The sequence below is a fragment of the Asanoa iriomotensis genome (genome assembly GCF_016862515.1).
Lineage (GTDB): Bacteria > Actinomycetota > Actinomycetes > Mycobacteriales > Micromonosporaceae > Asanoa > Asanoa iriomotensis.
Window position 1 is genome coordinate 1 of sequence record NZ_BONC01000055.1, and the last position, 19,758, is coordinate 19,758.

Annotated in this window: 18 protein-coding genes and 1 pseudogene; 9 read left to right on the plus strand and 10 right to left on the minus strand. The window is 71.4% G+C overall.

Annotated elements, in window-relative coordinates; translation table 11 throughout:
- Positions 1 to 396, minus strand: a pseudogene (locus Air01nite_RS29775) (tetratricopeptide repeat protein); the annotation flags it as partial.
- Entirely contained in the window at positions 393 to 2,168 is a 1,776-nt protein-coding gene (locus Air01nite_RS29780; RefSeq protein ID WP_203706664.1) for an HSP90 family protein, read from the minus strand. The pseudogene Air01nite_RS29775 and the gene Air01nite_RS29780, both read right to left, overlap by 4 nt.
- 331 nt (positions 2,169 to 2,499) lie before the next feature.
- On the opposite strand from Air01nite_RS29780, the gene Air01nite_RS29785 reads away from it, so the two are divergent.
- A complete protein-coding gene (locus tag Air01nite_RS29785; RefSeq protein ID WP_203706665.1) occupies positions 2,500 to 3,249 on the plus strand; it encodes a Crp/Fnr family transcriptional regulator in 750 nt (249 codons plus the stop codon).
- An 8-nt stretch (positions 3,250 to 3,257) separates the two neighbouring features.
- A complete protein-coding gene (locus Air01nite_RS29790) occupies positions 3,258 to 3,683 on the plus strand; it encodes a hypothetical protein (RefSeq protein WP_203706666.1) in 426 nt (141 codons plus the stop codon).
- A 24-nt stretch (positions 3,684 to 3,707) separates the two neighbouring features.
- Here Air01nite_RS29790 and Air01nite_RS29795 read toward each other — a convergent pair whose 3' ends face one another.
- A complete protein-coding gene (locus Air01nite_RS29795) occupies positions 3,708 to 4,871 on the minus strand; it encodes a low temperature requirement protein A (RefSeq protein WP_203706667.1) in 1,164 nt (387 codons plus the stop codon).
- Positions 4,871 to 5,653 carry an SDR family NAD(P)-dependent oxidoreductase gene (locus Air01nite_RS29800; RefSeq protein WP_203706668.1) on the minus strand — a complete coding sequence of 261 codons (783 nt, stop codon included), beginning with the start codon at positions 5,651 to 5,653 and terminating at the stop codon, positions 4,871 to 4,873. The genes Air01nite_RS29795 and Air01nite_RS29800 overlap by 1 nt, the downstream gene beginning before the upstream one ends.
- A 68-nt stretch (positions 5,654 to 5,721) precedes the next feature.
- Between Air01nite_RS29800 and ppk2 the strand changes: the two genes are divergently transcribed.
- Positions 5,722 to 6,654, plus strand: a complete 933-nt coding sequence (gene ppk2, locus Air01nite_RS29805; RefSeq protein ID WP_203706669.1) for a polyphosphate kinase 2 — start codon at positions 5,722 to 5,724, stop codon at positions 6,652 to 6,654.
- Here the strand turns inward: ppk2 and Air01nite_RS29810 are convergent.
- A complete protein-coding gene (locus tag Air01nite_RS29810) occupies positions 6,641 to 7,603 on the minus strand; it encodes a YihY/virulence factor BrkB family protein (RefSeq protein ID WP_203706670.1) in 963 nt (320 codons plus the stop codon). The genes ppk2 and Air01nite_RS29810 overlap by 14 nt on opposite strands.
- A 109-nt stretch (positions 7,604 to 7,712) precedes the next feature.
- Between Air01nite_RS29810 and Air01nite_RS29815 the strand changes: the two genes are divergently transcribed.
- Positions 7,713 to 8,327, plus strand: a complete 615-nt coding sequence (locus Air01nite_RS29815; RefSeq protein WP_203706671.1) for a hypothetical protein — start codon at positions 7,713 to 7,715, stop codon at positions 8,325 to 8,327.
- 59 nt (positions 8,328 to 8,386) lie between these two features.
- On the opposite strand, the gene Air01nite_RS29820 is transcribed toward Air01nite_RS29815, so the two are convergent.
- Both Air01nite_RS29820 and Air01nite_RS29825 read right to left on the minus strand, forming a co-directional pair.
- Positions 8,387 to 10,123: an ABC transporter ATP-binding protein gene (locus Air01nite_RS29820; RefSeq protein WP_203706672.1), complete on the minus strand. Its 1,737-nt coding sequence runs from the start codon at positions 10,121 to 10,123 to the stop codon at positions 8,387 to 8,389.
- The gene (locus Air01nite_RS29825; protein WP_308439992.1) at positions 10,120 to 11,832 is read right to left on the minus strand and encodes an ABC transporter transmembrane domain-containing protein; all 1,713 of its coding nucleotides are present in this window, start codon (positions 11,830 to 11,832) and stop codon (positions 10,120 to 10,122) included. The genes Air01nite_RS29820 and Air01nite_RS29825 overlap by 4 nt, the downstream gene beginning before the upstream one ends.
- Before the next feature lie 101 nt (positions 11,833 to 11,933).
- On the opposite strand from Air01nite_RS29825, the gene Air01nite_RS29830 reads away from it, so the two are divergent.
- Genes Air01nite_RS29830 through Air01nite_RS29845 form a run of 4 tightly spaced genes read left to right on the plus strand, consistent with a single transcriptional unit; the run spans position 11,934 to position 14,325 of the window.
- Positions 11,934 to 12,707, plus strand: a complete 774-nt coding sequence (locus tag Air01nite_RS29830; protein ID WP_203706673.1) for a M23 family metallopeptidase — start codon at positions 11,934 to 11,936, stop codon at positions 12,705 to 12,707.
- A 49-nt stretch (positions 12,708 to 12,756) separates the two neighbouring features.
- Positions 12,757 to 13,746 carry a DUF3592 domain-containing protein gene (locus Air01nite_RS29835; protein ID WP_203706674.1) on the plus strand — a complete coding sequence of 330 codons (990 nt, stop codon included), beginning with the start codon at positions 12,757 to 12,759 and terminating at the stop codon, positions 13,744 to 13,746.
- 57 nt (positions 13,747 to 13,803) lie between these two features.
- The gene (locus Air01nite_RS29840; protein ID WP_203706675.1) at positions 13,804 to 14,055 is read left to right on the plus strand and encodes a hypothetical protein; all 252 of its coding nucleotides are present in this window, start codon (positions 13,804 to 13,806) and stop codon (positions 14,053 to 14,055) included.
- Between the two features lie 36 nt (positions 14,056 to 14,091).
- Positions 14,092 to 14,325, plus strand: coding sequence for a hypothetical protein (locus Air01nite_RS29845; protein WP_203706676.1), 234 nt, complete (start codon positions 14,092 to 14,094; stop codon positions 14,323 to 14,325).
- Positions 14,326 to 14,335: 10 nt separating this feature from the next.
- Here the strand turns inward: Air01nite_RS29845 and Air01nite_RS29850 are convergent, their stop codons facing one another.
- From Air01nite_RS29850 to Air01nite_RS29860, 3 genes are all read right to left on the minus strand, one after another.
- On the minus strand, positions 14,336 to 15,298 hold the full coding sequence (locus Air01nite_RS29850; RefSeq protein ID WP_203706677.1) for an acetylxylan esterase: 963 nt from the start codon (positions 15,296 to 15,298) through the stop codon (positions 14,336 to 14,338).
- Between the two features lie 41 nt (positions 15,299 to 15,339).
- Positions 15,340 to 16,980: a lectin gene (locus Air01nite_RS29855; RefSeq protein WP_203706678.1), complete on the minus strand. Its 1,641-nt coding sequence runs from the start codon at positions 16,978 to 16,980 to the stop codon at positions 15,340 to 15,342.
- A gap of 114 nt (positions 16,981 to 17,094) precedes the next feature.
- Positions 17,095 to 18,975, minus strand: coding sequence for a lectin (locus tag Air01nite_RS29860; RefSeq protein WP_203706679.1), 1,881 nt, complete (start codon positions 18,973 to 18,975; stop codon positions 17,095 to 17,097).
- 209 nt (positions 18,976 to 19,184) lie between these two features.
- Here Air01nite_RS29860 and Air01nite_RS29865 point away from each other — a divergent pair, with 209 nt between their 5' ends.
- Positions 19,185 to 19,718, plus strand: a complete 534-nt coding sequence (locus tag Air01nite_RS29865) for a COG4315 family predicted lipoprotein (RefSeq protein WP_203706680.1) — start codon at positions 19,185 to 19,187, stop codon at positions 19,716 to 19,718.
- Positions 19,719 to 19,758 lie beyond the last annotated feature (40 nt).

The following is a 19,758-nucleotide window of genomic DNA, read 5'->3' on the forward strand; positions in this document are numbered from 1 at the left end:
GTGCCGGTGCGAGTAGACCGCGTGCATGCTGTGCCCGCCGGCCCGCCAGCGGCGCTCCATGTCGTCGAGCACGTCGGTGGTGCGGCCCAGCGGGATCTCGGGGAACTTGGTCATCGCGTTGACCATGGCCTTGAACTGCCACAGCAGGTGGTGCGTCCAGCCGCCGTGCCGCACCGGGTCCTGATCGAACTCGGTCAGGCACCAGCTGAACGTGACGAACGAGCGGGCGGGCTCGCCGCCGTACACGTAGCCGGTCGTGGCCAGGATCCGCGCCTCGAACGCCTCGTCGACCAGCCGCTGCGCGTCGGCGTGCGCCATCGCCTGCTCGAGCAGGGCGATCTGGGCGCTGCCGTAGGGCAGCTCGCGGGCCTGGTCGAGCATCTCGCTGACGTTCACGCGCCGTCCTCCGGGTCGGTCGGCACCGCGCGGTCGAGCAGTCCCAGGAACGAGCGGTTGAGCAGGGCCGCGTCGGCCGGGCGGATGGGGTGATAACCGAGCAGCAGGGCCTGGCCGTAGAGCGCCTCGACGGCGAGCTCGACCAGGTCGGCGGTCGGCAGCACCGTGACGCGCCGGACCAGCGCGTTGCGGTGGTTGAGCACGAGCTGCGGGCGGGTGTCGGCGCGCCGGTCGTCGAGCGCCGAGAGCACGTCGGACCAGACCGGGTCGACCTTGTCGCGGGTGGACCGCAGCTCCTGCCGGAACGCTGTCTCCCGGTCGACCAGGTAGAGCGCCGGCACGGTCGCGGGCTCGAACGCGCGCAGCACCACCTCGCAGCCGAGCCGGTCCATGGCCCGCTGCGCCGCCAGCGCGAACCCGCGCAGCCCCAGCTCGATGCCCGGGTCGAGGACTTCGAACCGGGTCGCCAGGTCGCTCGGGTCGAGCCGCTCGGTGCGGACGCTGCGGTCGACCTGCGCCAGCCGCTCGATGATCTCGGTGTCGTAGGTGTAGCCGGCGTTGACCAGCGGCAGGTCCTGCGCGGCGGCGATGCCCGCGAGCTGGCGGAACTGGTCGGCGGTGGCCGTGTAGCGCAGCACGCCGTGCCGCTCGCGGAAGTCGTGCAGCGTCATCCGGCCGACGTTGGTCTCCATCGGCCACCAGGTCGCGACCAGGTCGAGCATCGCGTCGTCGTGCAGCGCGAGCGCCTTGACGCCCAGGTGGTGCACGCGCAGGAACTCGCCGAGCCGGCGCGGGTCGGTGCGGCCCAGCCGGACCAACCAGCCGCGCAGCTGGTCGCCGAGCGCCTCGCGGGTGCTCTCGAGCAGGCCGTCCTTGTAGAGCGCTTCTCGGCTCGCGGTCGGGCGCAGTTCGCTGGTGTTGACCACGCAGCGGGCGAAGAACGCCCACTCGGGCAGCAGTCCCTCGGCGCTCTCGGCGAGCAGCATGTGCTTGAGGTAGACCCGGTGGCCGCCGCGGTGTGCCGGGTTGACGAGTTGCGGCAGCACGAAGGCGGCGCCGGTCAGGCCGGCCTCGGGCACCGACAGCGGGATCACGTCGAACGGGGTCAGGCCCATGGTGCGCTCGGCGTACGCGGTCCAGGCGCGCACACCGGCGGCGTCCCAGGGTGCGCCGACCACCGCACCCGTGGTCGGTGTGCCGTCGACGGTGACGTCGACCGGGAGCTGGTCGCCGTAGAGCCGGGCCAGCTCCAGCACCGTGGCCGGGGCGAACCAGCTCCGCGCGCCGGGCCGCGGCACCAGCGTGACCGTGGTGCCGACCGGCCGATCGTCGTCGAGCGCCTCGACCAGGTAGCGCCCGTCGTCGTAGCCGGTCCACCGCACGGTCTGCCCGCCGGCCGCCCGGGTCTCCACGACGATCTCGCGGGCGACCAGGAAGCAGGAGAGCAGGCCGATGCCGAACTGGCCGAGGAAGTCGTGCCGGGCGAAGCCGAGGTCGTCGCGTTTGGAGCTGCGGCCGATGGTGGCGAGCAGCTCGTGCACCTGCGCCTCGGTCAGGCCGACACCGGTATCGGTCACCGCCAGGCCGTCGCCGGCCGTCTCCAAGCGCACGGACCCAGGTGCGCCCGGCTCGGCGAGCCGGCGCGCGGTGATCGCGTCGACGGCGTTCTGCAGCAGCTCGCGGACGTAGACCCGCGGGCTGGCGTAGAGGTGGTGGCTGAGCAGGTCGACGAGGCCGGCGAGGTCGACCTGGAACGTGCGGCGAGCGTCCATGGCGGTGCCAAGGTACCCCCTGGTCCACCTACCGCGCCGTCCCACCGGACACGGTGGCCGCCGTCGGGCCACGGCGGCCACCCTCGGCAATGTCTCCGGTTGTGTCGCCGCAATGACAATTGCCATTGCCGCAACACCATGGTGTGCGATTGACTTCGGTTCGTCAGCATCCATACTGGACATCGGACGACGTGGTTTACGACCGCCACTCCACCTGCAATCATTGTTGGTTCAGATTCGCTCCGCCGGCGAATGAACCAACAATTCCTGTCACGTGACACAAGTGATTCACCCGGACCGACCAACCGCGCCACCCGACCGAGGGAGCCCGATGGCCGACGATTCCGCGCGAACCACGCCCGACCCGCAGATCACCGCCACGCTGGCGCGCTGCCCGCTGTTCCGCGGGCTACCCGAGGAGTCGCTGGCGGCGCTGGCGGAGCACGTCACCCCGTTCGACATGGGCACCGGCTCGATCCTCTGGCACCAGGGCGACGAGCCGCTCGACCTCGTGGTCGTGCAGAGCGGCCTGCTCTGCGAGTTCCAGCCGAGCCCGTCGGGGCGCCGATCGGTGCTGCACCTCAAAGGACCGCCACAGGCGGTCGGCGACATCGCGATATTCGACCGCCGTCCGCATCTCGCGTCCGCGGAAGTTCTCCGGGAAGGCGTCATTCTCGCGATTCCCGCAACGCCGGTGGTCGCCCTGGCCGAATCCTGTGTCCAACTCACACACAACGTCGTGCTGCTATTCGCGGCACACGTGCGGACGCTGGCCGAACAGCGGACCGACCTGATGATTCTCGACCTGGCCCGCCGGGTCGCCAAGGCGTTGCTGCGGTTGGCCCGGCACAGCGATCCGTGGACCGTCGACATCGGCGTCACCGTGCTGGCCAATCTGGCCGGTGGCGCCCGCCAGTCGGTCAGCGCGGTGCTCTCGCGCCTCGAACGCCGCGGCTGGCTCGTCCTCGAACCCGGCCGGATCCTGCTGGTCGACCTGGCCGCCCTCCAGCGCTACGCCGGCCTCAGCCCGGTCAACACGCCCGCCGATCCGCGCGACACGGTGCCGCCGCTGGCGGGATGATTCTCCGCATGGCGACGTTCCTGCTGACCTGGAACCCGAAGGGCTGGCCGGACGCCGACTACGCCGAGGCCGTGGCGGCCACCGCCGCGGGCCGTCACCTCGCCCGGCGCTGGGGTGTCGGCCAGCGGCGATCGGGGATCAACGCGGGCGACCGCGCGTTCCTCGTGCGCCTCGTGCAGGACCGCGGCATCGTCGGTGCGGGCCGGTTCACGGGTGAGGTCTATGCCGACCAGCACCGCGACCGGGTCCGGCACTTCGCCGAGGTCGAGTTGGAGCTGCTGCTCCCGCTCGCCGACCGGCTGCCGCCCCATGTGCTCAAGGCCCGGGTGCCGGGCGTGGCCTGGGATCACCTCCAGGGCAGCGGCATCCTCGTCCGGCCACCGCACGACCGCGCCCTCGAGGAGCTGTGGACCTCACACGTCCTCGACGCCTAGGCCGCCGCCACGCGGCGGTGACGCCTAGGCCGCCGCCGCCACCGCCGGGTGGCGGCGGGCGTAGCGGACCTGCCACACCGCGACGGCCACCAGGATCAGCGCGAGCCAGCGCGACTCCAGCGGGCCGCCGAAGACGCCGAGCAGGACCGTGGCGACCGCGGCCGGCAGCGCCCGGCCGAACAGCCACGTGCGCGGCGCGCCGGCGATCGCACCGACGACCGTCGTGGTCAGGAAGTAGAGGGCCAGGCCACCGCAGAGCACCCACCGGGCGGCGAGGTCCAGCGGCTCGCTCGGGTGCTCTGCGAGCATGCCCAGGCCGGCCGCGACGCTGGTGATGCCCATCGTGATCGTGAAGTGCGCCGGCAGGGCGAGCCAGGCCTCGACGCGCCGCTGGCCCAACCGGGGCACCGACAGCGCGCCGTACTCCAATGTCAACCACCAGAGGGAGACCAGCAGGCCGAAGCCGGCCAGCGCCGCGACCAGCAACGGCCCGCTCCAGTCCGCGCCGGACGCCGCCATGACCACCTGGGCCACCGCCTCGCCGAGCACGATGATGACGAACAGGCCGAGCCGCTCGCCGAGGTGCGCCGGCTCCAGGCGGGCGGGGACCAGCTGCACCGACTGGGCGCGGCGCGAGGTGGACCGGCGCATCCGGGCCAGCATCTCCTGCGCCCGGCTGCCCTGCACGGCCGAGAGGACGATGTCGAGCACGACGCCCGCTGTCCACAGCCAGTAGCGCGCGGGCGGCTCGACCCAGATCGACACCACCCACGGCACGAAACCCGCACCGGCCTGCGCGGCGGGCCAGCTGAAGAGCTGCTGACCGGTGCGGCGCCAGGAGATCATCCCCAGCCAGCGGCAGCAGACGTAGGCGATCGCGAACGCCTCGCCCCGCTCCCCGGCGGCCTGCGGGATCGCGGCGGCCATCACGGCGATGCCGAACATCGCGACGAGCATCGCCCGGGTACGCGTTCTGGTCGCCGCCACGTTGGCGTACAACGTGAAGCTCGTCCACACGCTCCAGACGGCGTAGAACAGCACCACGAACAGGCCGGCGTCGCGCAGTCCCAGGTCGCCTTCGAGCAGGTGCGCGAGCTGCGCGACCGCGACGACCACGACGAGGTCGAAGAACAGCTCGAGCCAGGAGGCGTGCCGCTCCTCCGCGGTGCCGGGCACGGGCGACGTCATCAGGGCAGGATCGCGTCGACGTAGCCGCCGTCGACGCGCAGCGCGCCACCGGTGGTCGCCGACGCCTGCGGCGAGCTCAGGTACACCACCATGTTCGCGGTCTCCTCCGGCTCGATCAGCCGCTGGATCAGCGACTGCGGTCGATGATCGCGCATGAACCGCCGTTGCGCCTCGTCCCACGGGAGGTCGCCGGGCACCAGTTGGTAGACGAAGTCCTCCACGCCGGCCGTGTGGGTCGGCCCGGCGATCACCGTGTTGACGGTGACGCCGCTGCCGGCCGCCGCCTTGGCGAAGCCGCGGGACACCCCGAGCAGGGCGGTCTTGGTCATCCCGTAGTGGATCATCTCGGCCGGGATCACCACCGCGGAGTCGCTGGCGATGTACTGCACCCGGCCCCAGCCGCGGGCCATCATCCCGGGCAGGTAGTGCCGGGTCAGCCGGATGCCGGCCAGCACGTTGGTCTCGAAGTAGCGCCGCCACTCGTCCTCGGTGATCTCCAGCGGCGGGCGCGCCTCGTACACGCCGAGGTTGTTGACCAGGATGTCGACGTCCTGCTCCCGCTCGAGCACGGGGGCGGCGTCGGCGGCCAGGTCGACCGCGATGCCGGTGGCGTCCGCGCCGGACGCGCGCAACGACGCCGCCGCCTCCGCGACCCGCTTCTCGTCACGCCCGGTCAGCACCACGCGGGCGCCCGCTCCGGCGAGGCCGGCCGCGATCGCCAGGCCGATCCCCGAGGACGAACCGGTCACGAGCGCCGTCCTGCCCGAGAGGTCGATCCGCATATGGATCACGCTACCGCTGTTCACCGGATCCGCGATTGGCGGTCACCTGCTGTGGGTAGCGTCAGCACATGAGCGCGGAAAGCAGCAACGGCGGCACTCCCAACCTGCTCAAACGGTACGATGGCTACCGCGTGCTCGACGACGACGATGACGACCCGGTGCTGCTCAAGCCCGACGGTGAGCTGGTCGACACGTGGCGGGAGAAATATCCGTACGACCAGCGGATGGACCGCACCGACTACGAGCGCGAGAAGCGCCTGCTGCAGATCGAGCTGCTCAAGCTGCAAAACTGGATCAAGGCCAACAACAAGCGCCTGGTGATCCTCTTCGAGGGGCGCGACGCCGCCGGCAAGGGCGGCACGATCAAGCGCTTCATGGAGCACCTCAACCCGCGCGGCGCGACCGTGGTGGCGCTGGAGAAGCCCAGCGAGCGCGAGCAGTCGCAGTGGTACTTCCAGCGCTACGTCGCTCACCTGCCGGCTGCCCGGGAGATCGTGCTCTTCGACCGGTCCTGGTACAACCGGGCCGGCGTCGAGCGGGTGATGGGCTACTGCACCCGCGGCGAGTACCTCGAGTTCATGCGGGAGACGCCGGAGCTCGAACGGATGCTGGTGCGGTCGGGCATAAACCTGATCAAGTTCTGGTTCTCGGTGACCCGGCACGAGCAGCAGACCCGGTTCCTGATCCGCCAGATCGACCCGGTGCGGCAGTGGAAGCTCTCGCCGACGGACCTCGCCTCGCTCGACAAATGGGACGAGTACACGGAGGCGAAGGAGGCGATGTTCTTCTACACGCACACCGCCGACGCACCGTGGACCCTGATCAAGAGCAACGACAAGAAACGCGCGCGCCTGGCCGCGATGCGCCACGTCCTGACCCGGTTCGACTACGACAACAAGGACGAGGAGATCGTGGGCACGCCCGACCCGCACATCGTAGGCTCAGCCAGCGAACTCTTCGAGGACGGCGACCCACCGGCGAAGGCCTTCACGGGCTTCTAGGCCCGCGTTGTTTCTTGATCTTTCGGTCGTCGCGCAGTTCCAGGTAGGGCTCCTTGTCGCGGGGGTGGCCCGCCGCGATGGCGCGGCCGCGGTCCAACTCCGCGTCGAGCTCCGCGCCCAGCAGAATGGCCATGTTGGACAGTTGGAGCCAGACCAGGAACACGATGATGCCGGCGACCGTGCCGTAGGTCTTGTTGTAGGAGTTGAAGAACGTCAGGTAGAGCCCGAACAGGCCGGTCAGCACGATCCAGAGCAGCACCGCCACCACGCCGCCCGGTGTGACCCAGCGGAACTTGCCGTGGCGGGCGTTCGGGGCCGCCCAGTAGAGGATCGAGAACATCAGGCTCACCAGCACGACCAGCACCGGCCATTTGGCGATGTTCCACGCCGTGACCGCCGCCGAGCCGACGCCGAGGGCGTTGCCGATCGAGTCGGCGAACCGGCCCGTGAAGACCACGATCAGGCAGCAGGCGATGAGGATCAGGCCGACGGAGGCCGTCACCGCGATGCGGGTCGACAGGGTCTTCCAGATCGGCCGCCCCTCGGGCACGTCGTAGATCGTGTTGGCCGCGCGCATGAAGGCCGACACGTAGCCCGACGCCGACCAGAACGCCACCAGCACACCGATCACGGCGCCGACGCTGGCCAGTGACGAGTTGCCGGACACCTGGTCGATGGCGTTGTTCGCGAAGTCGGCGACCGGCGCCGGCAGGGTGCTGGTCAGGTTGTTCTGGACGGCGGTGACCGTGTCCTTGCCGAGCAGGCCGAGGATCGAGACCACGACCAGCAAACCGGGAAATATGGACAGGATGCCGTAGTAGGTCAGGGCTGCCGCCCAGTCGCTGATCCCGTCCTCGGCGAACTCTTTCACCGCGCGCCTCGCGCCCGCCAGCCACTCGCTCGCGGGCAGCTTGGCCGGGCGGTCGGGAGCGGATGCGTTGTTGCTCATGGGCACCTCCGGTCTCACCCGGCCATTTGCCCCGCTCTGTGCGGTTCAACCTCAATCATGCCGGCCGACGCGGATCGCCGGTGCCTGGCGCGCCGCGTACCCTCTCGCCATGGTCGATGCCCATTCACCGGAACCGCTGGTCGACCTCGACCGGCCGGCGCCGGTGCGACCGGCGGCGGAGCCGGGCGTGCGGTTGCGTTCCGGGCTGCGGCGGCTGCGGGCGGCCCGCGTGCAGGTCAGTGCCGTCGCGCTGGCCACTGTGGTCGGTGGTGTGGCCGGCGGCGTCGGTGTGCACCGTTTCGAGACGCGGCAGGCGCTGGCCGCCGAGCAGTCGACCGTCCAGGTCGGCGCGCAGCTGCTCGAACCGCCGAACATGGGCGGCAGCAGCGACGGCGTCAACGCGTCCATGGTGACCAACCTGACGCTGGTCAACCTCGGGCCGCTGCCCATCGAGGTGCTGGACCTGTCCGCCGCCCGCGACGGCGTGGAGTTCCGCAACGCGTCGCAGGAGGCGGTGATCCGGCCGGGGTTCCGCACGATGGCGGTCTGGGTCACGTTCGCCTGCACCCGCGGCACCATCTCCACCACCGAACCGCTGCCGCTGCACCTGCGGGTCCGCACCGCGGACGGGCAGACCCGCCAGGTCGACACCACGGTCGAGATCGGTGTGGGCGCCAACTGGCCGCGCCTCCTCGAGTCGCTCTGCCGCGACACGAGCCGCTAGCGGTGAAGGAACGGACCGTTGTTAACGCATAGCGTTAATAACGGTCCGTTCCTTCACCCTCAGCCGTGCCAGGAGCGCCAGAGGGCCGCGTACGGGCCGCCGGCGTCGACGAGCTCGTCGTGGGTGCCGAGCTCGGTGATCCGGCCGTCGGCGAGCACCGCCACCCGGTCGGCGTCGCGGGCGGTGTTGAGCCGGTGCGCGATCGCGATGACGGTGCGCCCGTCGAGCACCGCCGCGAGCGCCCGCTCGGTGCGCCGCGCCGTGGTCGGGTCGAGGGCGGCCGTGGCCTCGTCGAGGATCAGCGTGTGCGGGTCGGCCAGCACGATCCGGGCCAGCGCGAGCTGCTGAGCGTCGGCCGGGCCGAGTTGGTGGGCCGCGCCCTCGCCGAGCATCGTGTCGAGCCCGTCGGGTAGGGCGGCGTACCACTCGGCGCCGACCGCGACCAGCGCGGCGAGCATGTCGCCGTCGGTCGCGTCGGGCGCGGCGAACGACAGGTTGTCGCGGAGCGTACCGATGAAGACGTGGTGTTCCTGGGTCACCAGGGCCACGAGCTGGCGGCGCCGGGCCGGGTCGATGTCGGCGATCGGCACGCCGCCCAGCGTCACGTCGCCGCTGTCCGGTGCCTCGGTGCCGGCCAGCAGCCGCGCCAGCGTGGACTTGCCGGCGCCGGACGGCCCGACGATCGCCAGCCGCTCCCCCGCGCGCAGCTCGAGGTCGATGCCGTGCAGCACGTCGTGGCCGGACGTGTAGGCGAAGCGCGCGGACCGCACCACGATCCGCTCGTCGCCGGGTGCGGGCGCGACGCCGCGCTGTTCCGGCACGCCGGTGCCGACGCCGAGCACACGGGCGTACGAGGCGACACCGCGCTGGGCCTGCTCGATGAACTGGAGCACCCGGTCGAGCGGGTCGATCGCCTGCTGGAGCAGCAGCGTCGCGGCGACCACGTCACCGATGCTCACGCTGCCGCCCCGGGCCAGCGCGCCGCCGGCCAGCAGCACCACCGCGACCGGGATACCGTAGCTGCCCTCGACCACCGGGTAGAACACCGAGCGCAGGTTGAGCGTGCGGCGGCGGGTGGCCCACTGCCGGGCGATCCGGTCGGTGCCGCTGACGACGCGCTCGTCGCCGAGCCGCAGCGCCTCCACGGTGCGGGCGCCCTCGGCGGTGGTGGTCAGCGCCTCGGTCAGGTCGGCGCTGGCCGCGCCCTCGGCGAGGTAGGCGGGGCTGGCCCGGCGCAGGTACCAGCGGGTGACGGCGAGGATGGTCGGCAGCCCGGCCAGCCCGACCAGGCCGAGCACGGGGTGGATGAGGAACACGGCGCCGAACAGCAGCACGAGCTGGGCCGCCGCGATCAGCATGATCGGCACCACGTCGCGGACCATCGTGCCGACCGTGGCCACGTCGACCGAGCTGCGGTTGGCCAGGTCGCCGGTGCCGGCCCGCTCGACCACCGCGGTCGGCAGGTCGAGAGTGCGGCGGACGAACCACTCGCGGAGCCGGGCGATCGCCCGCTCCCCCAGCCGGTAGCCGGCCAGGTAGCCGTAGCGGAGCAGCACGCCCTGCACGAGGGTGCAGACGGCGATCGCCAGCGCCAGCTTGTCGATCCGCGCGACGGTGGCGCCGGAGAGCACGTCGTCGACGATCGCGCCGAGCAGCCTCGGCGCGGCCAGCCCGGCGGCCGCGGCGGCGGCCTGGAGCACGAGCACCACGAGCACGGCCCGGCGTTCACCGCGTACGAGGTCGCGGCTGGCCCGCCGGGTGGTGGCGCGGTCGGCGACCGGCAGCCGGTTCGTCATCCCGTCACCTCCGCGTCGGCGTCCCGGGCGACCAGGCCTCGGTAGGCCGGGTCGCGGGCGAGCAGGTCGGCGTGGGCGCCGGTGGCGGTGACCCGGCCGCCGCGCAGGAACGCCACCTCGTCGGCCTGGCCGAGCAGCAGCGGCGAGGTCGCCACCAGCACGGTGGTGCGGCCGGCCCGGGCTTCCCGCAGGCGTTCCGCGATCCGTGCCTCGGTGTGCGCGTCGACGGCGGACGTCGGGTCGACCAGGATCAGCACCTCGGCGTCGGCCAGCACGGCGCGGGCGAGCCGGACCCGCTGCCGTTGCCCGCCGGAGAGGGTGCGGCCCTGGGTGTCGACCTCGGTGTCGAGGCCCTCGGGCAGCGCGTCGACGACGTCGTCGGCCGCGGCGGCGTGCACCCCGTCGCCGACCTCGGCGCTGCCGCCGCGGGCCAGTGTGGTCCGCAGGGGGCCGGCGAACAGGTACGCGTCGTGGTCGCCGACCAGGATCCGGCGCCGGACCTCGGCCAGCGGCACCGCGCTGACCGGCACGCCGCCCCAGGTCACGTCGCTCGGCGCGAACCGGGCCAGCCGGTCCGCGAGCGCGGTGGCCGTGGCGGGGTCGTCGGCGGCGACCGCGACCAGCCGGCCCGCCGGGACGGTCAGCCCGCTCTCCGGGTCGTGCAGATCGGCGGGGCTCGCCGGGGCGCTCGCGGGCGGGCCGGCGGCGTGCTCCTCGGGCTCGACGTCGAGCAGGGCGATGATCCGGCGGGCGGCCACCCGGCCACGGATCACGTCGTGGGCGCTGCCGAGCAGCATCCAGCACGGCGTGGTGAGCATCGCGACGTAGCCGTACACGCCGACCATCTCGCCGACCGTGATCTGGCCCGTGGCGGCCATCCGGGCCGCGAGCCAGACCACGAGCGCGAGGAAGAACGCCGGGATCGCGATGGCCAGGCCCTCGATCCAGCTGTTGACCGCCGCCACCCGGTAGCCCTCGGTGCGCAGCTTGGCGGACTGCCGGTCGTAGCGGTCCGCGAACAGCCCGCGCCCGCCGACCCCGGCGAGCACCCGCAGCCCGGCGACGATGTCGGCGGCGCGTGCGGTCAGCGCGCCCTGCCGGTGGCGGTAGTCGGTCTCCACCTTCTCCAGCCGGCGCAGCAGCGGCGAGATCACCGCGACCACGCAGGGCACGCCGACCAGCACGAGCAGGGCGAGCAGCGGGTCGGTGGCCCAGAGCACGACCGCGACCACGGCGTACGCGATGACCGCTCCGATGCCCGGACCCATGAACGTGAGGACGTGCGAGACGTAGGTGATGTCGCGTCCGCTGACGGTGGCCACCTCGCCGGCTTCGAGTCGCCGGGGCAGCGCGGCGCCGGTGCGCGCGAGGTGCCGCAGCGTCACCTCGGCCGAACGGGCGGTGGCGTCCTCGCGGACGAACGTCATCGTGCGGTGCCGCATGATGCCGAGCCAGGCCATCAGCAGGCCGGACACGACGATCGTGCCGACCCAGAACAGCAGCGCGGCCCGGTCGTGGGCGCGCAGGCCGTCGTCGACGCCGCGGGAGACGAGGTAGGGGCGGACGGCGAGGCCGACCATCCACGCGGTGCCGAAGAGGGCGCCGCGCAGGATCCGCCACGGTTGGCTGCGGGTCAGCCACCAGATGTAGCGGAACGGTCCCCGTGTGTCCGGCACCCCGGGATCGGCATGGGGGATCTGCGGGGGCACGGGTTCAACCTACCGTTGCCCCCCGTTTCGCCTCACGCAGATTTCTGCCAGGATCATATTCAAGCATTGAAGTATTTCTTCATTTGACTGGAGGTCCGTGTATGAAGCACCGGTGGTGGCGCCTGCTCGGCGCTGTTTGTGTGGCTTTCGTCCTGCTGCCGTCCGCCCCCGCGCTCGCGGCACCCACGTTCAAGGTGCCGTTCCCGTGCGGGCAGGCGTGGTCGGGGCAGACCCGCACCGACCACAGCCCGGCCAACGCCGTCGACTTCAACCGCACCAACGACGACGGCGACCCGGTCGTGGCCAGCGCGGCCGGCACGGTCGACGTGGTCACGAACCTGGGCAGCACCAGCTACGGCCGGTACGTCCGGATCAACCACGGTGGTGGCTACACCACGTACTACGCGCACCTGAGCGGGTTCAACGTGTCGGTCGGGCAGTCGGTGGGCTACGGCTCGGTGATCGGCTACGTGGGCACGAGCGGCAACTCGACCGGGCCGCACCTGCACTACGAGCAACGGCTCAACGGCTCGGCGATCCAGGTCCGGTTCAACGGCGCGCTGGCGCTGTACTGGGGCACGAAGACCTACACGAGTGACAACGGCTGCTCCGGCGGCGGCACGGGCAGTGGCACGGTCAACACGGCCGGCTCGCCGCTGACGGTCCGCTCGGGGCCGGGCACGTCGTACGCGTCGGTCGGCACGGTGGCGGACGGCGCCAGCGTCACGATCCAGTGCCAGACGACGGGCACGACGGTGACCGGCACGTACGGCACGAGCAACATCTGGGACCGCATCGGCGCGGGCCGCTTCATCTCGGACGCCTACGTCTACACGGGCTACGACGGCTTCATACCGGGCGTACCCCGCTGCTGACCACCCGCCGCGGAGGGGACCCGCCGGTCCCCTCCGCGACCTTGCGCGGATGGCGTATACCTCTCACGTGCGGCGGATCATCGAAACGGCGGTCGTGGTGCTGGCGCTCGCCGGTGCCGGGGTCGGATGGTGGCTCGGGGAAGAACGGGCCTCGGCCATCGTCGCGGACCGCGTGGCCGCCGGCGTGCCGGGCACGGCCGAGGTCACCGACGTCAACTTCGCACTGCGGCCGCGGATCTACCACAGCGTCGACATCCGCTACGGCTACGCCGGCCGCGCCTATACCGGCACCCTGGGCTGGCAGGACAGGACCGCCGGCAGCCTTCGCGAGGGCGACCAGGTCGAGATTTTCGTCGACCCGACGGCGCCGCGTCGCGTCGTCACCGGAGACGGCGGTGCCAGCGACGGGCCGCTTCTCCTGCTGCCCCACGTGGGTGTGCTGTTGGCGTTGATCGCCTTCTTGGCGGCCGCGCAGGTGCGGCTGGACGGCCTGGGCCGCGTCAGCCGCCGAGCGGTGAGCCGCTCCCCCGCCGGCGGCACGGTGTACCGGTCGACCCGCTTCCTCGCGGTGCTCCCCGGTGTCACGGTCGTGTTGGGCGTCGCCGGCGGCGCCGCGCTGGCCCCGCATCCGGTCAGCTGGGCCGTCGCCCTGGTCGGCGCCGGGGGCGGGCTCTGGTACCTGCACACCGTCGTCCTCGGCACAAATGTCAGGGTCCGCGACGGCCGGCTCGTCGTCGCCAACCCCCGGCAGCGGGCGGTCGTGCCGCTGGCCGAGGTCACCGCGATCACGCACGACAGCGCGGGCACCGTCGTCAGTACGCGCGACGGCGGGACCATTCCGGTCGCCGCGGCCCGGCAGCGGGACCCGGCGGACGCGCAGCGGCAGGCCCGCCGGATCGTCGCTCTCGCCGACGCGCAGACCGAGCGCGCCTCGGGCCCGGTCGTGATCAGCCGGAACTGGTGTTTCCTGGCCGCACAGACCGCAACGCTGGGCGCGGTCGCGGCTGGTCTCGGTCTGCTGATGGTAACGGCGGTGTAACCGCCGTTTCCTGCCTGGCCCCTCGCCTTTACCGTCATAGGAGAGGGGGAGGCCATTATGGACGGTCTGGCGTTCGCGTTGGTGGTGGCCGCGGTGGTGCTCGTGATGGCCGGCGTGGCCGTGTTCCTCCGGCGTCGGCGGGTGGCGCGCGCCGCTGCGACCGATCCGCGGGCCGCGGCCCGGGCCGCGATCCGGGGTCTCGGTCGCGAGCGGCGCAAGCAGGGCAAGGGGACCATGCGTGGCGACGGCACGGGCGTCAACAGCACGTTCGACAGCTCGTGGGGCGCCGGCGGCGGCGGTCTTTCCTGACCGTCGTGCCTTGCCGTCGACGTTGAGGAGGTGCCCGTGACGGAGGCTCTGACACTCCTCGGTGTGCTCCTGGTTGCCGCCGCGGGTGCGGTCGGGCTGGTTGTCCGGCGGCGGCGGCGGGCCGCGCGGTTGGCGGCGGACCCGCGGGCCGCTGCCTGCGACGCGATCTGCGGCATGGTTCGCCACCAGCGGAAGCAGGCCAAAGGCAGCATGCGCGGCCAAGGTCTCGGGCAGAACAGCGGCTGGAGCGATCCCGGCCCCGGTTTCTGACCCGCAGCACTTAGTCGAACAGCTCCCGCAGGACGCGGATCGTGCGGAGCTCGTCTTCCACGCCGCCGCCGTCGTGGTCGTTGTAGGGCCAGACCGTGATGTCGTGGGGGCCCGACCAGACGTTGTGGGCCGCGTACACCGTTGATGGTGGGCAGATCGGGTCCATCAGCGCGACCGAGAACGAGCCGCGGCAGGTGGCGCGGCGGGCGAAGGACGTGCCGTCGAAGTAGGCCAGCGTCGCGAATGCCTGGGCCGCTTTCGTGCGGTGGGTGGCGCACCAGCGCACGATCTCCGCGTACGGGTTGGCGTCCGTGATCCGGGTCGCCTGCTTGAACGCCGACAGGAACGGCACGTGCGGGATCGCCGCCGCGATGTCGGCGCGGAGGCCGGCGACCGCTACCGACAGCGCGCCGCCCTGGCTGCGACCCGTCACCGCGATCCGGGTCGCGTCGACGTCGGGGTGGGCCGCCGCGGCCTCGACCGCCCGGTACGCGTCCACGTAGAGCCGGCGGTAGTAGTAGTCGTGCGGGTCCAGGATGCCGCGGGTGACATAGCCCGGCACCGCCGGCCCGGACGCGCCCGGGTCGGCCGTGTCGCCGGTCCGCCAGGTGCTGCCCTGCCCGCGCGTGTCCATGACGAAGTGGGCGTAGCCGGCGCTCGCGTACGCCAGCCACTCGATCGGCTCGCCCCGGCCGCCGCCGTAGCCGATGTACTCGACGATCGCCGGCAGCGGGCCCGACCGGTGCGCGGGCAGGATCAGCCAGCCCTTGATCGGGTCGCCGCCGTAGCCGGCGAACGTCACGTCGTGCGTTTCGACCGTGCGCAGCAGCGCGTCGTGCGCCACGAACTCGGCCGCGACCGGGATCCGCCCGGCCTCGTCCAGGGTGCGCCGCCAGAACTCGTCGAAGTCCGCCGGCTCCGGCTCGTCGTAGCGGTAGGCGGCCAGGTCGTCGAGAGTGAGGTCGAACTCCATGCGCGCGCTCCTGCCGGTCGTGGGCGGTCAGGGCGCTGATGTTACGGGGTCACAAGATCGAACTGCTCCCACGGGCCGATCGCGGTGCGGTTGGCGATCAGCGGCGCGGCGCCGGCGTTGTCAGCGCAGACGTAGCGGCTGTTGACCGTCGCCTGCAGGCTCACCGTGCCGTTGGCGTTGCGGATCAGCCGGAACGTCTCCCAGCCACCGACCGCCGTGCGGTTCGCGACGAGAGGCGCGGCCCCGGCGTTCTCGGCGCAGACGTACCGGCCGTTGATCCGCGCCCGCAACGCCACGTTGCCGCCGCTGAGCTGGACGATGTCGAACTGTTCCCAGGAGCCCAGCGCCGCACCCCGGGCGACCAGCGGGCCGTTGCCGGCATCGCTCGCCTGCACCCACAGGTTGTTGGCCCGGGACCGCAGCCCGGACCCGCCCCCGGTGGGCGGCGGAGTGCCCACCACCGGCTGCGTCGGCCGCGTCGGGGTCAACGCGAGCTGGCCCTTGAGCATCCGGCCGCCGTCGGCCGTGATCCGCAGGTAGTAGTCCGACGAGCAGGCCGTGCCGTCCTCGTCGAGCGCACGGATCCCCGCCCCGGCCGGCGTCGTCGCCTGCGTCTCGGACGTCTTGGCGATCTGGTTGCCCTCGTTGTACTCGTCGAACATCGAGACGTAGAGACCGGCGGACCCAAGCCGGATCATGTTGTAGAGGTGCCGCCAGTAGAAATCGCCGTGCCGGCGGTGCCCGGACGACAGGTCCCCCGGCATCACACACGGTTGATAGTCGATCCCATTCGCGTCGCAGTCCGCTTTGTCCGGCACGTTGACGTTGTTGTAGAACGAGTCCAGGCCGGCCAGGTCGCCGGTGCGGCCCACCATCCACGGCGAGATCATGTTGAACGCGTGGTAGACCCCCGAGAACCCGGCGCGGGAGTCGTTGATCCCCTGCCGCCAGTACGTGGGCACGCCGCCGATCACGTAACAACCCTGCGCCTTGAACCAGTTGACCACGTCGAGGCAGGGTGCCGGCGCGAACGGCCGCCCGGGGTCGTTGAAGCCGAAACCCCAGATGCACACGACGGGCTTGCCGTTCTGGCGTGCGTAGGACGGGGACGACACGTACGCCGACATCTTCGACGTCCAGTCGGTCTTGATCTCCGACTGCATGTTCGTCCAGCTCGTGACGTCGTACATGATGTAGAACTTCCGGCCGTAGCGTTCGGCCGCCAGCCGCACCTTCTGCGCCATCGCGTCGCGCGTCGGCCCCTCCCCCGAGACGGGGTTGAACCGCTGCAGCGCCGCGGTGTCACAGCCGTACTGCTGCATCCACTTGAAATGGGTGTCGACGGTCTGGTCGTCGTACGACGAGAACAGCTGCGCCGGCTGACCGTTGCCGAGGTTCGGGTACGCGGTCGTGTAGCCGCGCGTGTACTCGCGCATGTCCGGCCAGGACACGATCGTCGTGTTAGACGGCGACGGCGGCTGGAACCGGTCCCGCGACCAGTGCCACCAGCCGCCGATCGGCGCACCGTCACCGGGGCAGGCGAACCAGCCCTGGTAGCCGACCGAGATCTTGCCGACGACGTCGCCGGGCGGGCTGGGCGCCGCGGCGGCCGGCTGCGACACGGCAAGGGCGGCGGCACTGGCACCCGCGCCCGCGAGCACGGTTCGGCGTCTGATACCCATCGGGTCTTTCTCCCTTCGGGCCACCGCCGAATGGCCGCATTGTGTCTGGTTTGTTAACTGACCGGACCTCACGGTAGACCCGAGAGGTCCGACCAGTCAACGTTCATCGATGCATCAGGCGGGCACGGTCCACTTCTGGTTGGCCGCCCCCGTGCACGACCAGATCTGCGTCGGCGTGCCGTTGGCCGAGTTGTTGTCGACCACGTCCAGGCACTTGTTGGCGCTGGCGCTGACCAGGTCACGGGCCGCGGTCGCGGTCCAGCGCTGGTTGGCGCCGCCGGAGCACGACCAGATCTGGATCCGGGCCCCGTTGGCCGTCGAGTTGTCGCGCACGTCGAGGCACTTGCCCAGCGCCCGCACGGTGCCGTCGGTGCCGATCGTCCACTGCTGCGCGGCCGTGCCGTTGCAGTCGTAGAGCTGCACCGCCGTACCGTCGGCGCTGTTGGCCCCCGCGACGTCCAGGCACTTGCCCGCGAGCCCAGTGATCGGACCGGTCCGCCCGGTGGGCGGGTTCGGCCCCGACGGCGTGCCCGACCACGTGAACGTCGCGGTGGTCCGGGCCGGCATCGTGTACGTGAACGACTGTCCACCCCAGACGACCCGGATCGACTGGCTGCTCGTGCCGCCGTTGTGCGCGATCAGCGCCTTGGAGCCGTCGCTGTTGCGCCACGCCACGTTCTGCACGGTGCCGTTCGCGGTCGAGTCGATCCGCTGTGCGCCCGGCCGCACGAACTTGGTCAGGTGCCCGGTGGTGTAGTACTCGATGGTGTAGTCGACCTGGCCGGCCCGCGCGCCGCCCTCCTGCACGGTGATCAGCCCGGTGCAGGTGCCGCAGCCGCCGTTGTGCGGGCCCATGAACTGGTTGAGCGCGAGGCTCCACTTGACGACCGACTCGCTCCAGTTGCGGGTGTAGTTGACGATGTCGGCCATGTCCTCGTTGTGCTGGTTGCCGATCCAGGTGCCGCCGGAGTGCTCGGTCGAGAACTGGTGCACCGCCGGGTACTGGCCCTTCACCTGCGAGCCGACGGACGGGTCACCGAAGTAGCCGTGCCAGGCGACGCCGGCGAACAGCGGGTCGTTGCGCAACGTCGCGTCGGAGACGATGCCGGAGCCGATCTGGCCCCAGTCGCCGTAGTTCCAGTCGTGCACCATCACCTTGGTGGTGATGCCGGCGGCGCGGAACGCGGGCAGCAGGTGGTTCTTCGTGAACTCCAGCAGCCCGGACGAGTTCCAGCTCATGCCCGGGTAGTTCATCGCAGTGGGGTTGCCGGCCTGGCAGCAGTTGGGCTCGTTCTGCACGGACACGTAGTTCACCGGGATGCCGGCTGCCTGGTACATCTGCACGTACTTGACGAAGTACTGGGCGTACATCGGGTAGTACTCGGCCCGCAGCCAGCCCATCTGGTCCATCCGGCCGTTGTCCTTCATCCAGCCGGGCGCGCTCCACGGCACGCCCTTGACCCGCAGGGCCGGGTTGAGCTGCTTCGCCTGTTGGGTCAACAGCCGCACATTGTTGTCGTACCCGTTGGCATGGAAGTCGTTGAGGTTGCAGCACGTGTCGTCGAGCGAGACGTTGCCCGGCCGGGAGAGGTCCGAGGCCCCGATCGGGTTGCGCACGAAGGAGAGCCCGATGCCGTCCGTCGGGTGGAACAGCTTGCGCATCACGGCGTCGCGGGTGGCGGCGCTGACGGGACCACCCCGCAGGAGGTACGCGGTGGTGTCGGTGATCGACGCGCCGGCGCCCTCGAAGGTCTGGTAGCGGGTGTTCTCGTTGACGGTGATGGTGTGCGTGGCGCCCGGGCTGCTGGCCGCGAACGCGATGGCCGCCTGCTGCTGCAGGCCGCGGGTGACGGTGCGGCCGCCGCCGTCGGAGGTGGTGGTGAGCCAGACGTTGACCGGTTCGTTCGCCGCGTACGCGGGAGGCGCGAGGGCGAACGCGGTGGCCGCCGCGACGACGCCCAGCGCGATGCCGCCGGCGATGCGTGCTCGTGACATGCTCGTCCCTTTCATGAATCGATGGATGTCACCGCCCTCGCCGACCGGGCGTAATTAGGAAACACCCTTAACAGATCGATGTCAATGCGTACGTTGGACGCGGTCGAGCTCAAATCCCGGTCACCTGTCCGGAAGCCGGAGACTCCCCTGTGGGTCGCGCGTAGCGTCGGCCCTTGGAACTGTTTCCATCGGGGGGAAGGAACAGCGCCATGTCTGGGAGGTCCAGGGGTTTCTGGACGAAAATCGGTGTCGGCGTGGCCGGCGCGGCGCTTGTGGTCGCGGGGGCCACAGCAGCGACGACGGCCGGCGCCGCGGGCGCGACCGAGGCGAAGGGCGCGCCGCCCGCGAGCGTGACGGTGCAGACCCGCAACGGGCCCAACGGTCCGTACCTGACGGATGGGCAGGGCAACACGCTGTACCTGTTCGTGGCCGACAAGACCAACACGTCGACCTGCAACGGCGCGTGTGCCGCGCAGTGGCCGCCGCTGGTCACCCAGGGCGCGGTGCAGGCCGGCAGCGGCGTCGACGCCTCGAAGCTCGCCACGTCGAACCGGCAGGACAACACCAAGCAGGCGACGTACAACAACCACCCGCTCTACCACTTCATCGCCGACACGGCGCCGGGCCAGACCAACGGCCAGGGCGTGAACGCGTTCGGCGCCCTGTGGTGGACGGTCAACCCGGCCGGCAACGCCATCACGGCCGGTGGCCAGTCAGCTCCGAGCGGCGGGGTCACGTACTAAATAACATGACAAAGTGGGCGGAAACCAACCTCGACGCGTC

Bases quoted from the DNA above. Each gene is read 5' to 3' on its own strand.
- Air01nite_RS29780 (WP_203706664.1), bottom strand. From the start codon at position 2,168: ATGGACGCTCGCCGCACGTTCCAGGTCGACCTCGCCGGCCTCGTCGAC.
- Air01nite_RS29785 (WP_203706665.1), top strand. From the start codon at position 2,500: ATGGCCGACGATTCCGCGCGAACCACGCCCGACCCGCAGATCACCGCC.
- Air01nite_RS29790 (WP_203706666.1), top strand. From the start codon at position 3,258: ATGGCGACGTTCCTGCTGACCTGGAACCCGAAGGGCTGGCCGGACGCC.
- Air01nite_RS29795 (WP_203706667.1), bottom strand. From the start codon at position 4,871: ATGACGTCGCCCGTGCCCGGCACCGCGGAGGAGCGGCACGCCTCCTGG.
- Air01nite_RS29800 (WP_203706668.1), bottom strand. From the start codon at position 5,653: ATGCGGATCGACCTCTCGGGCAGGACGGCGCTCGTGACCGGTTCGTCC.
- ppk2 (WP_203706669.1), top strand. From the start codon at position 5,722: ATGAGCGCGGAAAGCAGCAACGGCGGCACTCCCAACCTGCTCAAACGG.
- Air01nite_RS29810 (WP_203706670.1), bottom strand. From the start codon at position 7,603: ATGAGCAACAACGCATCCGCTCCCGACCGCCCGGCCAAGCTGCCCGCG.
- Air01nite_RS29815 (WP_203706671.1), top strand. From the start codon at position 7,713: ATGGTCGATGCCCATTCACCGGAACCGCTGGTCGACCTCGACCGGCCG.
- Air01nite_RS29820 (WP_203706672.1), bottom strand. From the start codon at position 10,123: ATGACGAACCGGCTGCCGGTCGCCGACCGCGCCACCACCCGGCGGGCC.
- Air01nite_RS29830 (WP_203706673.1), top strand. From the start codon at position 11,934: ATGAAGCACCGGTGGTGGCGCCTGCTCGGCGCTGTTTGTGTGGCTTTC.
- Air01nite_RS29835 (WP_203706674.1), top strand. From the start codon at position 12,757: ATGGCGTATACCTCTCACGTGCGGCGGATCATCGAAACGGCGGTCGTG.
- Air01nite_RS29840 (WP_203706675.1), top strand. From the start codon at position 13,804: ATGGACGGTCTGGCGTTCGCGTTGGTGGTGGCCGCGGTGGTGCTCGTG.
- Air01nite_RS29850 (WP_203706677.1), bottom strand. From the start codon at position 15,298: ATGGAGTTCGACCTCACTCTCGACGACCTGGCCGCCTACCGCTACGAC.
- Air01nite_RS29855 (WP_203706678.1), bottom strand. From the start codon at position 16,980: ATGGGTATCAGACGCCGAACCGTGCTCGCGGGCGCGGGTGCCAGTGCC.
- Air01nite_RS29860 (WP_203706679.1), bottom strand. From the start codon at position 18,975: ATGTCACGAGCACGCATCGCCGGCGGCATCGCGCTGGGCGTCGTCGCG.
- Air01nite_RS29865 (WP_203706680.1), top strand. From the start codon at position 19,185: ATGTCTGGGAGGTCCAGGGGTTTCTGGACGAAAATCGGTGTCGGCGTG.